Source organism: Ferrigenium kumadai (genome assembly GCF_018324385.1).
Taxonomy (GTDB): Bacteria; Pseudomonadota; Gammaproteobacteria; order Burkholderiales; family Gallionellaceae; genus Gallionella; species Gallionella kumadai.
Genome location: NZ_AP019536.1, coordinates 1,287,920 through 1,300,591, shown reverse-complemented (window position 1 = coordinate 1,300,591; position 12,672 = coordinate 1,287,920). Strand labels below are relative to the sequence as shown.

At 58.6% G+C, this 12,672-nt stretch carries 14 protein-coding genes and 3 tRNA genes; all 17 read right to left on the bottom strand.

Annotated features, from left to right (window positions below; all coding sequences use genetic code 11):
• Positions 1 to 118: 118 nt before the first annotated feature.
• The 17 genes from FGKAn22_RS06305 to rpsF all read right to left on the bottom strand — a co-directional run bounded on the left by FGKAn22_RS06305 (position 119) and on the right by rpsF (position 12,631).
• Positions 119 to 195: transfer RNA gene (locus FGKAn22_RS06305), tRNA-Pro, on the bottom strand.
• Between the two features lie 43 nt (positions 196 to 238).
• Positions 239 to 601, bottom strand: a complete 363-nt coding sequence (locus FGKAn22_RS06300) for a MerR family transcriptional regulator (protein WP_212784786.1) — start codon at positions 599 to 601, stop codon at positions 239 to 241.
• Positions 582 to 899 carry an integration host factor subunit alpha gene (locus FGKAn22_RS06295; RefSeq protein WP_212784785.1) on the bottom strand — a complete coding sequence of 106 codons (318 nt, stop codon included), beginning with the start codon at positions 897 to 899 and terminating at the stop codon, positions 582 to 584. The genes FGKAn22_RS06300 and FGKAn22_RS06295 overlap by 20 nt, the downstream gene beginning before the upstream one ends.
• Positions 900 to 908: 9 nt before the next feature.
• On the bottom strand, positions 909 to 3,266 hold the full coding sequence (pheT, locus tag FGKAn22_RS06290) for a phenylalanine--tRNA ligase subunit beta (RefSeq protein WP_212784784.1): 2,358 nt from the start codon (positions 3,264 to 3,266) through the stop codon (positions 909 to 911).
• A gap of 30 nt (positions 3,267 to 3,296) precedes the next feature.
• On the bottom strand, positions 3,297 to 4,280 hold the full coding sequence (gene pheS, locus FGKAn22_RS06285) for a phenylalanine--tRNA ligase subunit alpha (RefSeq protein WP_212784783.1): 984 nt from the start codon (positions 4,278 to 4,280) through the stop codon (positions 3,297 to 3,299).
• Between the two features lie 71 nt (positions 4,281 to 4,351).
• Positions 4,352 to 4,711, bottom strand: a complete 360-nt coding sequence (gene rplT / locus FGKAn22_RS06280; protein ID WP_212784782.1) for a 50S ribosomal protein L20 — start codon at positions 4,709 to 4,711, stop codon at positions 4,352 to 4,354.
• Between the two features lie 10 nt (positions 4,712 to 4,721).
• On the bottom strand, positions 4,722 to 4,919 hold the full coding sequence (gene rpmI, locus FGKAn22_RS06275; RefSeq protein ID WP_212784781.1) for a 50S ribosomal protein L35: 198 nt from the start codon (positions 4,917 to 4,919) through the stop codon (positions 4,722 to 4,724).
• A 131-nt stretch (positions 4,920 to 5,050) separates the two neighbouring features.
• Positions 5,051 to 5,575: a translation initiation factor IF-3 gene (infC, locus tag FGKAn22_RS06270; RefSeq protein ID WP_212787170.1), complete on the bottom strand. Its 525-nt coding sequence runs from the start codon at positions 5,573 to 5,575 to the stop codon at positions 5,051 to 5,053.
• Positions 5,576 to 5,596: 21 nt separating this feature from the next.
• The gene (gene thrS, locus FGKAn22_RS06265; RefSeq protein WP_212784780.1) at positions 5,597 to 7,510 is read right to left on the bottom strand and encodes a threonine--tRNA ligase; all 1,914 of its coding nucleotides are present in this window, start codon (positions 7,508 to 7,510) and stop codon (positions 5,597 to 5,599) included.
• A gap of 51 nt (positions 7,511 to 7,561) precedes the next feature.
• Positions 7,562 to 7,638, bottom strand: a tRNA-Val gene (locus FGKAn22_RS06260).
• A 74-nt stretch (positions 7,639 to 7,712) separates the two neighbouring features.
• Positions 7,713 to 9,356 (bottom strand): methyl-accepting chemotaxis protein, encoded by a 1,644-nt coding sequence (locus tag FGKAn22_RS06255; RefSeq protein ID WP_212784779.1) that lies wholly within the window; start codon positions 9,354 to 9,356, stop codon positions 7,713 to 7,715.
• A gap of 201 nt (positions 9,357 to 9,557) precedes the next feature.
• Positions 9,558 to 10,955, bottom strand: a complete 1,398-nt coding sequence (gene dnaB / locus FGKAn22_RS06250; protein WP_212784778.1) for a replicative DNA helicase — start codon at positions 10,953 to 10,955, stop codon at positions 9,558 to 9,560.
• Positions 10,956 to 11,080: 125 nt separating this feature from the next.
• A tRNA-Asp gene (locus FGKAn22_RS06245) sits at positions 11,081 to 11,157 on the bottom strand.
• Between the two features lie 57 nt (positions 11,158 to 11,214).
• The gene (gene rplI, locus FGKAn22_RS06240) at positions 11,215 to 11,661 is read right to left on the bottom strand and encodes a 50S ribosomal protein L9 (RefSeq protein ID WP_212784777.1); all 447 of its coding nucleotides are present in this window, start codon (positions 11,659 to 11,661) and stop codon (positions 11,215 to 11,217) included.
• Positions 11,662 to 11,671: 10 nt separating this feature from the next.
• A complete protein-coding gene (gene rpsR / locus FGKAn22_RS06235; protein WP_212784776.1) occupies positions 11,672 to 11,944 on the bottom strand; it encodes a 30S ribosomal protein S18 in 273 nt (90 codons plus the stop codon).
• Positions 11,945 to 11,953: 9 nt separating this feature from the next.
• Positions 11,954 to 12,247 carry a primosomal replication protein N gene (priB, locus tag FGKAn22_RS06230; protein WP_212784775.1) on the bottom strand — a complete coding sequence of 98 codons (294 nt, stop codon included), beginning with the start codon at positions 12,245 to 12,247 and terminating at the stop codon, positions 11,954 to 11,956.
• Between the two features lie 6 nt (positions 12,248 to 12,253).
• The gene (gene rpsF / locus FGKAn22_RS06225) at positions 12,254 to 12,631 is read right to left on the bottom strand and encodes a 30S ribosomal protein S6 (RefSeq protein WP_212784774.1); all 378 of its coding nucleotides are present in this window, start codon (positions 12,629 to 12,631) and stop codon (positions 12,254 to 12,256) included.
• Between the last annotated feature and the right edge of the window lie 41 nt (positions 12,632 to 12,672).

The following is a 12,672-nucleotide window of genomic DNA, read 5'->3' as shown; positions in this document are numbered from 1 at the left end:
GCCATATCCGAGATATGGTTTTAAAACTGCCAGAGTGAGAGTTTTGCGCGAGTACTAGCCAATATGGCTAATACCCGGCTGATTTGAAATTGCGCCAATCACGCAACTATTTGATGTCTGGTCGGGGCGAGAGGATTTGAACCTCCGACCACTTGCACCCCATGCAAGTACGCTACCAGGCTGCGCTACGCCCCGAGGGCGCGGATTATAGCAGAGCGTCGAGATTACGCGAGTGTTTTTACGCATTCAACAGCGTAATTATTTCGCGAATCTCGTTGCGCAACGCGGCGACATCCAGCGCAGACTTTGGCAGAACAACCGGTGCCGCCGTTTCGCCTGCGCTCAGGCGATTGCGCGCGCCGCTGATGGTGAAACCCTGCTCGTATAGCAATTCGCGTATGCGCCGAATCAACAGCACTTCATGGTGCTGGTAGTAGCGGCGGTTGCCGCTGCGCTTGACGGGTTTGAGTTGGGTGAATTCCTGCTCCCAATAACGCAGCACGTGCGCCTTGACCCCGCACAACTCGCTGACTTCACCGATGGTGAAGTAGCGTTTGGCGGGGATCGGCGGGAGTTCGGAACTAGGCTTGTGGGTTTCCATGATAGGACTTTTCCACCATGGTCTTCAGTTTCTGGCTCGGATGGAATGTCACCACGCGGCGAGCGGTGATGGGGATCTCTTCGCCGGTCTTGGGATTGCGCCCGGGACGCTGCGGCTTGTCGCGCAGCTGGAAATTGCCGAAGCCGGACAGTTTCACGCTCTCACCCTTTTCGAGTTGCGCGCGGATCTCTTCGAAGAATGCTTCCACCATGTCCTTGGCTTCGCGCTTGTTGAGTCCCACTTTTGCAAACAGCAAATCGGCCAGTTCGGCCTTGGTCAATGTAGTAATTGTTGTCATTTTCTCCCCTCACATACGCAGCTGAGCACCGTGCTGTTGCATCGCATTCACCAACAGCGCAATGCTTGGTTCTATTTCAGAATCCGTAAGCGTTTTCTGAGTATCTTGCAATAACACACGGAATGCAAGGCTTTTTTTGCCTTGCTCCACGCCCTTGCCACGGTACACATCGAACAGTGCGACCTCGGCAACGAAAGGTGCGGCTGCCTGTGTCATGGCATCCAGCAGGGACTGCGCCTCGACCTTTTCATCCACCAGCACAGCCAGGTCGCGGCGCACCGGCAGGAACTTGGGAACCTCGCTCATGCTCGGCACCTGCGCCTGGATCACGGTATCGAGTTCGACCTCGAACCAGATCGCGGCTTGCGGCATGTCGTATTGCTGCTGCCACTGCGGGTGCAGTTCGCCGATCCAGCCGATTGCCTTGCCACCGCAGAAGATCTGCGCGGAACGCCCCGGATGCAGCGCCGGATGAGGTGCCGCGACAAAGCGCAGTGCCTGCGGCGGGAACAGGGCTTCGACATCGCCCTTCACGTCGTAGAAATCGACTGCTTTGGAAGTCGCACCCCACTGTTCCGACGTACTGCTGCCGTAAGCGATGGCGGACAGGCGCTGGCTCTGGACATAGCTCTCGTCCTTTTTGCCGAAGCAGGCACCGGTCTCGAACAGACGCACGCGCGTCTGCTTGCGGTTCAGGTTGAAACGCAACGCGCCGACCAGCCCGCCGATCAGGCTGCTGCGCATCACCGCCAGGTTGCTGGCAATGGGGTTCTGCAACGCGACCGGCGCATCGTTGCCGCACAGTTCGCGTTCGACTTGAGCATCCAGGAAGGCGTAGCTGACGATTTCCTGGTAGTCGCGCGCCACCATGTCCTGCTGAACACGCGCCAATGGACGCAGCATTTCGCTGTACGGCAGCATTGTCAGTGCTGCTTGGGGCGCGAGCGCCGGGATGTTGTCGTAGCCGTGCAGGCGCGCCAGTTCTTCGATCAGGTCGGCCTCGATGGACAGGTCGAAACGGAAACTCGGTGGCGTCACGCGGTAATCGTCGCCGTTCGCGCTGAACTCGAATTCCAGGCGCTGGAACAGCGTAGCGATCTGGGCGTTGTCGAGTTCGATGCCGAGCACGCGTGTCACACGCGAGCGGCGCAACGCGATTGCGGGACGGGCCGGCAACTGGCCGCGCACTTCGCCGATCTCGCCGGCCTGGCCGCCGCAGATCTCCAGCAGCAACTGAGTCGCGCGCTCCAGCGCACGGCGGGTCGCCGCGAAATCCACACCGCGCTCGAAGCGGAACGAGGAGTCGGTCGCCAAGCCGAAGCGGCGAGCCCTGCCGGCGATCGCATCGGGATGGAAGAATGCGCTCTCCAGGAACACGTCCTGCGTGGTTGTTTCCACGCCGCTGCCCTGCCCGCCCATGATGCCGGCCAAGGCCAGCGTGCGCGCGTCGTCGGCAATCACCAGCACGTCCTCGTCCAGCGTCACGTTCTGTTCGTTAAGCAAGGTCAGCGTTTCACCCTTGCGTGCCTTGCGCACCGCGATGCTGCCAGTCAGCTTGGCCACATCGAAGGCGTGCATCGGCTGTCCCAATTCCATCATTACGTAGTTGGTGATATCCACTACTGCGTTGATGCCGCGCAGGCCGCTGCGCTCCAGGCGGCGCAGCATCCAGGCCGGCGTGGTTGCCGCGGCATTGACGCCGCGCACCATGCGGCCGCAATACAGCGGGCAGGCCTGTGCATCGGCCACATTGACCGGCAACTGCTCGGACAGGGTGACAGGTTGCGCCGGGATATCCAGCGGCTTGAGTTCGCTGCCGGTAAGCGCTGCCACTTCGCGCGCCACTCCGGCCATGCCGGAACAATCGCTGCGGTTCGGCGTGAGCTTCAACGTGAAAAGTTTATCGTCCAGTTCCAGATACTCGCGCAAGGTCTTGCCCACAGGCGCATCGGCAGGCAGCAGCCACAGGCCGTCGCTCGTTTCGGCCAAGCCCAATTCCACAGCGGAGCACAGCATGCCGAACGATTCGACGTTGCGCACCTTGGCTTGCTTGATCTTGAAGTCGCCCGGCAGCACCGCGCCGATGCGAGCGCACGGCACCTTCACGCCTACCGCCACGTTGGTTGCACCGCACACGATGGTCAGTGGGCTCGCTTCGCCGACATTGACCTGGCACACATTCAGGCGGTCCGCATTGGGATGCTTGACCACTTCCAGCACCTCGGCCACCACCACGTTGTTGAACGCGGGCGCGACGGCTTCCAGCCCTTCGACTTCCAGTCCGGCCATGGTCAGCACATGCCCCAGCTCATCGCTGGACAGTGCCGGATTGACCCAGGTTCGTAACCAATTTTCAGAGAATTTCATGCCTATGCACCTAAACCTAAATGAGCGCGTTCAGTTGAATTGCTTGAGGAAACGCAGATCGCTTTCGTAGAACTGGCGCAGGTCGTTCACGCCGTAGCGCAGCATCGCCAGGCGCTCCACGCCCAAGCCGAAGGCGAAACCGAGATATTTCTCGCTGTCGATGTTGACGTGCTTCAGCACGTTGGGATGCACCATGCCGCAGCCGCCGATCTCCAGCCAGCCGCCGTTCCAGCTCATATCCATTTCGGCGGAGGGTTCGGTGAACGGGAAGAATGAAGGACGGAAACGCACGCGCAAATCGTCGCGCTCGAAGAAGCGCTGCAGGAAATCCTGCACCACGCCCTTGAGGTTGGCGAAGCTGACTTCTTCATCGACCCACAGACCTTCGACCTGGTGGAACATCGGCGAATGGGTGGCATCGGAATCGACACGGTAGACGCGCCCGGCCGAAATGATCTTCAGCGGCGGCTGGTTGGCCTCCATGTAGCGCACCTGCACCGGCGAGGTATGGGTGCGCAGCACATGCTGCGGATCGATGTAGAACGTATCGTGCATCGCGCGCGCCGGATGGTTCTCCGGGATGTTCAGCGCGGTGAAGTTGTAGAAGTCGTGCTCGATCTCCGGGCCAGTGGTGGTGGCGAAACCCAGCGAGTGGAACAGCTGCTCGATGCGCTGCAATGTGCGCGTCACCGGATGCAGGCCGCCGGTGCCCATGCCGCGTCCCGGCAAAGTGACGTCCAGCGATTCGGCCGCCAGTTTCTGTGCCAACTTGTTTTGCTGCAACGTATCGCGACGCTGCTGCAGGGCGGCTTCGATACTTTGTTTGACCTGGTTGATGCGCGCGCCGGCTGCGGGGCGCTCTTCGGCGGATAATTTACCCAGCCCCTTGAGCAGCGCCGTGAGGCTGCCCTCCTTGCCCAGATAGCGCGCCTTGATCTGCTCAAGCTCTGCTTCGTCGCTGGTCGCGGCGAATTGCTGCAGAGCCTGATCGAGAATTTGTTGGAGTTGTTCCATCTATGACACCACTTTGGATACCACAAACAAAAAAGGAGGCGAATCGCCTCCTTTGTTGGCTAAGCTTTCGCTTAAACGCCGAGGCTGGCTTTCGCTTGCACCACGAATTGTGCAAACGCTGCCTTGTCGAACACGGCGATGTCGGCCAGCACCTTGCGATCGATATTGATCGCCGCCTTCTTCAGGCCGTTCATGAACACGCTGTAGCTCATGCCCTGCTCGCGAGCCGCCGCGTTGATACGGGCGATCCACAGGGTACGGAACTGACGCTTCTTCTGGCGACGGTCACGGTAGGCATACTGGCCTGCCTTCATCACCGCCTGCTTGGCGATGCGATATACGTTCTTGCGGCGACCGCGGTAACCCTTGGCCTGGGCGAGAACCTTCTTGTGACTTGCGCGCGCTACTACACCACGTTTAACTCTTGGCATGATCTACTCCTTATGCGTATGGCATCATGGCGCGCACGGACGCCGTGTTGGTTTCATGAACACCGGCAACACCGCGCAGCTGGCGCTTGTTCTTGGTGGTCTTCTTGGTCAGAATGTGGCGCTTGAACGCTTGACCGCGCTTGATGCTGCCACCGGCGCGAACGACAAAACGCTTCTTCGCCCCGCTCTTGGTTTTCATCTTAGGCATGACTGCTCCTTAAGTTATGGTGGGAGGTGTTTTCCGATGGAAAAGCTTGATGACCCATACACCACTTTTTATTCGGGGACTATTTGCTGCTTACCGCTCCGGCCATCCCCTGCTGCCGAAACGATCAAACCTTATTTCTTCTTGGCCTTCGGTGACAGCACCATCACCATCTGGCGGCCTTCCATCTTGGGAAACTGCTCGACTACGCCATGTTCTTCCAGATCCGCCTTGACGCGCTCGATCAGGCGCATGCCGATCTCCTGGTGGGCCATCTCGCGACCGCGGAAACGCAAGGTGATCTTGGTCTTGTCGCCCTCACTCAGGAACTTGATCAGGTTGCGCAACTTGATGTTGTAGTCGCCCTCATCCGTTCCCGGACGGAACTTGATCTCCTTGATCTGAACCTGCTTTTGCTTGAGTTTGGCCTCGTGCTGCTTCTTGCTTTCGGCATACTTGAACTTGCCGAAGTCCATGATGCGGCAGACCGGCGGCTCAGCCAGCGGCGATATCTCCACCAAGTCCAACTCTGCTTCATCCGCCAGACGCAAGGCTTCTGCGATAGGCACGATCCCGAGGGGTTCTTTTTCGGCTCCAATGAGGCGCACCTGCGGTGCGGTAATCATCTCATTCAAGCGCTGCGATTTGTCCTGTGCTATTGCTATCTCCGTTAGGCAAAATTAAACCGTGCTGCCCGATTTCATCTCAGGTTGCAGACGCTGAAGCAAAGCTTCCAATGTCATCTGTCCGAGATCCTCACCACTGCGGGTACGCACGGCCACCAATCCTCCAGCCACTTCCTTATCGCCAACGACGATCTGATAAGGCAGCTTCTGCAAGCTATGTTCGCGTATTTTATAGGTAATCTTTTCGTTGCGCAAATCCAATTGCACGCGCAACCCGGCATCGCGCAACGCCTGCGCGACTTGTGTCGCATATTCCTCCTGCGCCTGAGAGATATTCATCAGCACGACCTGCATCGGCGACAGCCACAGCGGGAACGCGCCGGCGTGGTGCTCGATCAGGATACCGATGAAGCGCTCCATCGAACCGAGGATGGCGCGATGCAGCATCACCGGGGGTTTGCGGCCGTTATCCTCGTCGACGAACTCCGCACCCAAACGTGTCGGCAGGTTGAAGTCCAGCTGGATGGTGCCGCACTGCCACAGACGCCCGAGGCTATCCTTCAGGGTGAATTCGACCTTGGGGCCATAGAACGCGCCCTCTCCCGGCTGAATCTCATACTCCAGCCCATTCTGCTTCAGTGCGGAAGCCAGCCCGGCCTCAGCCTTGTCCCACGTTTCGTCGGAACCAACGCGCTTTTCCGGACGGGTCGAGAGCTTGACCAGCACCTCGTTGAAGCCGAAATCGCGATACACCTCGTTCAGCATCACGATGAAACGCGACACTTCGGGTTGCACCTGATCCTCGGTACAGAAGATGTGCGCATCGTCCTGAGTGAAGCCGCGCACGCGCATCAGGCCGTGCAGCGAACCGGAGGTTTCGTTGCGGTGGCAGGAACCGAATTCTGCGAGGCGCAACGGCAGATCGCGATAACTATGCAGGCCGTGGTTGAAAATCTGCACATGGCCAGGACAGTTCATCGGCTTCACCGCGTAGTCGCGATTCTCCGAACAGGTCGTGAACATGTTGTCGTGATAGTTTTCCCAGTGACCGGATTTCTCCCACAGGGAGCGATCCATGATGGTCGGCGTGCGCACTTCCTGATAGTCGTGCTCGCGGAACTTGCGGCGCATGTACTGCTCGACTTCCTGCCACAGCGTCCAACCCTTGGGATGCCAGAACACCATGCCCGGGGACTCGTCCTGCATATGGAACAGATCCAGCTGCTTGGCGAGCTTGCGGTGGTCGCGCTTCTCGGCCTCTTCGAGCTGGTGCAGGTAGGCGTCCAGCTCCTCCTTCTTTGCCCACGCCGTGCCGTAGATACGCTGCAGCATCTCGTTCTTCGAATCGCCGCGCCAATAGGCCCCTGCCAGCTTCATCAGCTTGAACGCCTTCAGCTTGCCGGTGGAGGGAACATGCGGCCCGCGACAGAGATCGGTGAATTCGCCTTCGCTGTACAACGAAACATCCTGATCCGACGGGATCGACTCGATGATCTCGGCCTTGTATTGCTCGCCGATATGCTTGAAGAATGAAACCGCCTCATCGCGCGGCAACACGCGACGTGCCACCGGCAGATCCAGCTTGGCGATCTCGCCCATGCGCTTCTCGATCGCTGCCAGGTCTTCCGGCGTGAAGGGACGCTTGTAGGAGAAGTCGTAATAGAAGCCGTTCTCGATCACGGGGCCGATGGTCACCTGCGCATCGGGAAACAACTCCTTCACCGCATGGGCCAGCAAGTGCGCGGTGGAGTGGCGAATGATCTCCACACCGTCGGCATCCTTGTCGGTGATGATGGCCAGCGCAGCATCCTGCTCGATGAGATGAGAGGTATCCACCAGCCTGCCGTCCACCTTGCCAGCCAGGGCTGCTCGCGCCAACCCTGCCCCTATGCTCATCGCGACATCGGCGACGGTGACAGGTTGTGCGAAGCTGCGCTGCGAACCATCCGGCAGTGTGATGACTGGCATGTTTTTGTTTCCTGAAAATACAAAGTGCGGCAAAAGCCGCACTCGAGATGTTGGTAGGCACGATTGGACTCGAACCAACGACCCCTACCATGTCAAGGTAGTGCTCTAACCAACTGAGCTACGCGCCTAAGAGGGTGCGCATTATATCGAAAAGATCGCGCGCTTCAAACAATTTTCTTTCGTGCGGGCACAAATTGCACGTTTAAGCCGCCTCCACGAATTCCGGCGTCTTGTGGAAATACATGAAACTGTCGCGCAACTTGCGGGTTGCCTCATCCGACAGGTCATCAAAAGCGATGCCGCACTGCCACTTCCCGCCCTCCGATCGCTGCCATGTGACCCGCCCGCGTAGTTTGAGCGGACTCTGGTGCTCATACTGATCCAGTTCCTGTTGCGGCAGATAGACCGCCAGTTCCACCAATTGCCTTTCATCCAGTTTTTCCTGCAATGCCAGCCGCATTCCGGCCAAACTGAAATCGAGGCTGGAACATTCGATGGCAGCCTTACCTTGGGACGCCTGCACCAGCAACCGGTTCGTGATGCGCGGATAAGTGCGCTTCTCATGCTGTGCAGGCTCAATCACGTGGACGCTTTCGAAATGAAAGCCGGCCATCAGGCGATTCAGTGTGCCGGTCACATTGTGAAGGCTATCGCCAATGGCAGCCGTCGTTTCCACCTTGGCCGAGCTTTCGCTCAGGGTGGCAAACAATTCCGTCAGCGTGTCACGAAGCAGATTGACGTTCCGGATCTGCTCGCCGCTGGCGCTGGAAATGCCACTATTGGCCTTCGCCGTTTCTGCCACCTCGCCTGCCATGTGCTCGATCACGGCAGCCGTTTCGCCAGCCACCTTCTGATTGTCGTGGACCTTCCCTACGACAATGTTCATGGAAGCAGTGACCTCGTGAACCTTGCCGCCCAATTGGTCGATGATCCTTGACACCTCGCCTGCCGAATTCGACGAGCGCTCGGCCAGTTTGCGCACTTCGTCGGCCACCACCGCAAATCCGCGCCCCTGCTCGCCGGCACGCGCGGCCTCGATCGCCGCATTGAGCGCCAGCAGGTTGGTCTGTTCAGCGATCGCCTGGATCGTCGAAATAATGTTGTGAATCTGACTGGCGGATTGTTCCAGTTCGGAAATCTTCACGGCCGCCAGGTGCACTTCCTGCGTCGTTCCCTCCATTTCCTGGATGTTTTTCTGCACCATACGGATGCCTTCACGCGCCCGTTCCTCGGTCTGCTTGGCCCGATCGGTGGCCTCCGTTGCCTGCGCCTGGACGTTTCCGGAAATCTGCTGCAGTTGCTCCGTAACGCTATTCACCTCAGCGGAACGACTCTGTTCCTTGTGCCCCACTTCGGCGATCTCGTGAGAGATCTTGGCGATCTGGAAGGCCGACTGCTCCATTTCCCTGCCACTCTCGTCGACTTTGCGCATGATGTGGTTGAGCTTGGACAGAACGTCATTGAAGCTCTTTTCCAGCAAACCGATCTCGTCGCGCGAACGGTTCTCCACCCCTTTGGTCAGGTCGCCGTTTTCCACCGCCTTGAGCGCTTGGCACAACGCCTGGATAGGCCTGACGAACAGGCTTGCAACCAGACCGATGATGAAAAATTGAAGGAGGAACTCCAGGCCGGATTCCCAGAACGAGTTGAAGATATAGGCACTGTGGCTGGCTTCCAGCTGGCTGACGACTTGTGCGCTGACACCGTTGTTTTGCGCGATCTCGACCATCTTGCCCAGCTCATGCGAAGCGAGCATGCGGTTGTATACCGTGGTGATCATCGTCACCAGGAAAAAACCGAATTGCAGTTTCCAGCGTATGCTTAGCGATCGATACCAATTGCCCATCACAACTCCCCGTTTATTTATAGTTGATCAGCGCCAATATGTCTGGCGCTCGAACCCCATTCCGGATTGCTAGATTACAGACTGGACGATTATCTGAAACTGCGAATAGCGTGCGTATTCCCCCTGATTTTCCCTTTTTGCATCAGGGTCTACCTTGGGAAGCAGATGAGACGGGAAAGAAATGTGCGCAGCACAGGAGGATCAATAGGCATCGGGGACGTAGCCTTCTCCCATGGCAAGGTTTTCGAACCGCGTATATTCGCCGCGGAATGCTAACGCGACAGCGCCGATCGGACCGTTACGCTGCTTGCCGATGATGATCTCGGCCTTGCCCTTGTCGGGCGAATCGCTGTTGTAGACCTCGTCGCGGTAGATGAACAGGATCAGGTCGGCATCCTGCTCGATGGCGCCGGATTCGCGCAGATCGGACATCACCGGCCGTTTGTTGGGACGCTGCTCCAGGCTGCGGTTCAACTGCGAAAGTGCGATCACCGGCACGTGAAGCTCCTTGGCCAATGCCTTCAGCGCACGCGAGATTTCCGAGATCTCGGTGGCGCGGTTTTCACTCGCCTTGCCCGCATTCCCGCTCATCAACTGCAGATAGTCCACCACGATCAGACCCAGTGAGCCATGTTGCCGATGGAGGCGGCGCGAACGGGCACGAAGCTCCAGTGCGGACAGCCCCGGGGTTTCGTCGATGAAGATCGGTGCGTCATTGAGCTTGCCCAGCGCATGAGTCAGACGTCCCCAGTCGTCATCCTCCAGGCGCCCGGTGCGCAGGCTATGCTGGTTGAGCCTGCCGACCGAGCCCAGCATACGCATCACCAGCTGGGCCGCGCCCATTTCCATACTGTAGATCGCGACCGGTTTTCCATCCAGTGCCACGTTCTCGGCGATGTTGATCGAGAATGCGGTCTTGCCCATACTCGGGCGACCCGCCACGATGATCAGATCGCCGGGTTGCAAACCGGAAGTCATACGATCCAGGTCTGTATAACCGGTCGCGGTGCCGGTCACCTCGCTGTGATTCTCGCGGCTGTACAGGGTCTCGATGCGCTCGACCACCTCGGTCAGCAAGGGCGGCATCGAAAAGAAGCCCTGCTTGCCTTTCGACCCGGCCTCGGCGATCTCGAACACCTTGCTTTCCGCCTCGTCGAGCAACTGCGCGGCATCACGCCCCGTCGGATTGTAGGCGCTGCTGGCGATGTCGCTACCGACCTCTACCAGCTTGCGCATGATGGAACGCTCGCGCACGATCTCGCCATAGCGGCGGATGTTGGCGGCAGACGGCACGTTCTGTGCCAGACTGCCCAGATAAGGCAGGCCGCCCACCTTGTCCAGTTCCCCGAGGTTTTCCAGCGCCTCTGCCACAGTGATCACATCCACCGGCTTGGCCTGTTCGCTCAGGCGCACGATCTGGCGGTAAATCAGGCGGTGTTCCTGGCGATAGAAATCATCGGCGGTCATCAGGTCGGCGATCTTGTCCAGCGCGCCCGACTCGAGCAACAGCCCGCCCAGCACCGACTGCTCCGCCTCTACGGAATGGGGCGGCAGTTTGATCTGTTCGAGTTGCGTATCGACATTGGAGAAGGTGTTCATCTGGTGACTTGCGCCTGACGTGAGCGGGGGTGCATTTTACCCCGTCCGGAAAAAACTTATGACAACAAAAACGGGGGGCAACAGACGAAAAAAAAGAAGACGAACTTGCGTTCGTCTTCTTGATTTGGCGGAGTGGACGGGACTCGAACCCGCGACCCCCGGCGTGACAGGCCGGTATTCTAACCAACTGAACTACCACTCCAAAACTACAGGATAGTCGCCTATCCTTTTGTGCAGCCTGACGGCTGCGGCAAATTTATTATTCGCCGGCAACCGAAACGGTGACGTCCACGACCACATCGGTGTGCAGCGCGATGCTGACCGGATGGTCGCCGATTTGCTTCAGGTGGCCGTTAGGCAGGCGCACTTGCGCCTTTTCCACGGCGAAGCCTTGAGCGGTCAGAGCAGCAGCGATGTCGGCGTTGGTGACGGAACCGAACAGCTTGCCGTCCACACCGGCCTTTTGAGCGATCTGAACGGTCACGCCGGCCAGCTTCTCGCCGCGAGCCTGGGCATCGGCCAGCTTGGCCTTGTCGGCCGCTTCGATCTCGGCGCGGCGAGCTTCGAATTCAGCCATGTTGGCAGCAGTTGCACGCTTGGCCTTGCCTTGCGGGATCAGGAAGTTACGGGCATAGCCGTTCTTGACCTTGACCACATCGCCCAGTTGACCCACGTTGGTCACTTTTTCCATCAGAATGATTTGCATGTTCTGCTCCTTAATGCAGGTCGGTGTACGGCAGCAAAGCCAGGAAACGCGCGCGCTTCACGGCGGTGCTCAATTGACGCTGGTAGCGTGTCTTGGTGCCGGTGATGCGGGCCGGGATCAGCTTGCCGTTTTCGGTGATGAATTCCTTGAGGATGTTCACATCCTTGTAATCCACTTCCGCGATCTTCTCGACTGTGAAGCGGCAGAACTTGCGGCGCTTGAACAGGTTGTTGCGGGAAGAACGCTTGTTCTTGTCATCTTTCTTTTTGTCTGGACGGGCCATGATGTTTCCTTATTCCAAAATTATGTCGTTGATGTGCAAAACCAGTTGCCGGCTGCGCATGCTCCGCTGGGCGAGGAATCCTCTAACCTTTACGGACTGTCCTATCGCGAACCGGGTGACTTTCTCCGCCACCCCGGCAAATGCCAGCGCATCGACTTCGCACTGCACCTGCCGCACACCGTCCGCTTCGGACTGCTGGGAGCTGTGGCGCAACGTCAACGCCACTCTCGCCACCCCTGCCGGGGTATATCGCAAACCTTCCAGCGCGATCAACTCGCCGCTGATGACAACCTGGTTACGCACTAATCCTTAAGCTGCAGCGCCTTCAGCCGGAGCAGCGGCACCTTCGGTCGGCACGGAACGGGACTTCTCTTCCTTCATCATTGCGGACGGTTCGGTGACAGCAGCCTTGGTCTTGACGGTCAGATGACGCAGAACGGCGTCATTGAAGCGGAACGCGTGCTCCAGCTCGTCCAGAGTTTCCTGGTTGCTTTCGATATTCATCAGCACGTAATGTGCCTTGTGAATCTTTTGGATCGGGTAAGCCAACTGGCGGCGACCCCAGTCTTCCAGACGGTGGATTTGACCACCCTTGGATGTGACCAGTGTGCGGTAACGCTCGATCATCGCGGGCACTTGCTCGCTCTGATCGGGATGCACGATAAACACGATTTCGTAGTGTCGCATTACATCTCCTTACGGTTAAAGCCCCCCGCCATGCGGTGCGG

Excerpts from the sequence above, each read along its gene's own strand:
- rpsR (WP_212784776.1), bottom strand. The coding sequence starts at position 11,944 with ATGGCCCGTCCAGACAAAAAGAAAGATGACAAGAACAAGCGTTCTTCC.
- thrS (WP_212784780.1), bottom strand. The coding sequence starts at position 7,510 with ATGCCAGTCATCACACTGCCGGATGGTTCGCAGCGCAGCTTCGCACAA.
- rpsF (WP_212784774.1), bottom strand. The coding sequence starts at position 12,631 with ATGCGACACTACGAAATCGTGTTTATCGTGCATCCCGATCAGAGCGAG.
- FGKAn22_RS06255 (WP_212784779.1), bottom strand. The coding sequence starts at position 9,356 with ATGGGCAATTGGTATCGATCGCTAAGCATACGCTGGAAACTGCAATTC.
- FGKAn22_RS06300 (WP_212784786.1), bottom strand. The coding sequence starts at position 601 with ATGGAAACCCACAAGCCTAGTTCCGAACTCCCGCCGATCCCCGCCAAA.
- rplI (WP_212784777.1), bottom strand. The coding sequence starts at position 11,661 with ATGCAAATCATTCTGATGGAAAAAGTGACCAACGTGGGTCAACTGGGC.
- dnaB (WP_212784778.1), bottom strand. The coding sequence starts at position 10,955 with ATGAACACCTTCTCCAATGTCGATACGCAACTCGAACAGATCAAACTG.
- rpmI (WP_212784781.1), bottom strand. The coding sequence starts at position 4,919 with ATGCCTAAGATGAAAACCAAGAGCGGGGCGAAGAAGCGTTTTGTCGTT.
- FGKAn22_RS06295 (WP_212784785.1), bottom strand. The coding sequence starts at position 899 with ATGACAACAATTACTACATTGACCAAGGCCGAACTGGCCGATTTGCTG.
- rplT (WP_212784782.1), bottom strand. The coding sequence starts at position 4,711 with ATGCCAAGAGTTAAACGTGGTGTAGTAGCGCGCGCAAGTCACAAGAAG.
- pheT (WP_212784784.1), bottom strand. The coding sequence starts at position 3,266 with ATGAAATTCTCTGAAAATTGGTTACGAACCTGGGTCAATCCGGCACTG.
- pheS (WP_212784783.1), bottom strand. The coding sequence starts at position 4,280 with ATGGAACAACTCCAACAAATTCTCGATCAGGCTCTGCAGCAATTCGCC.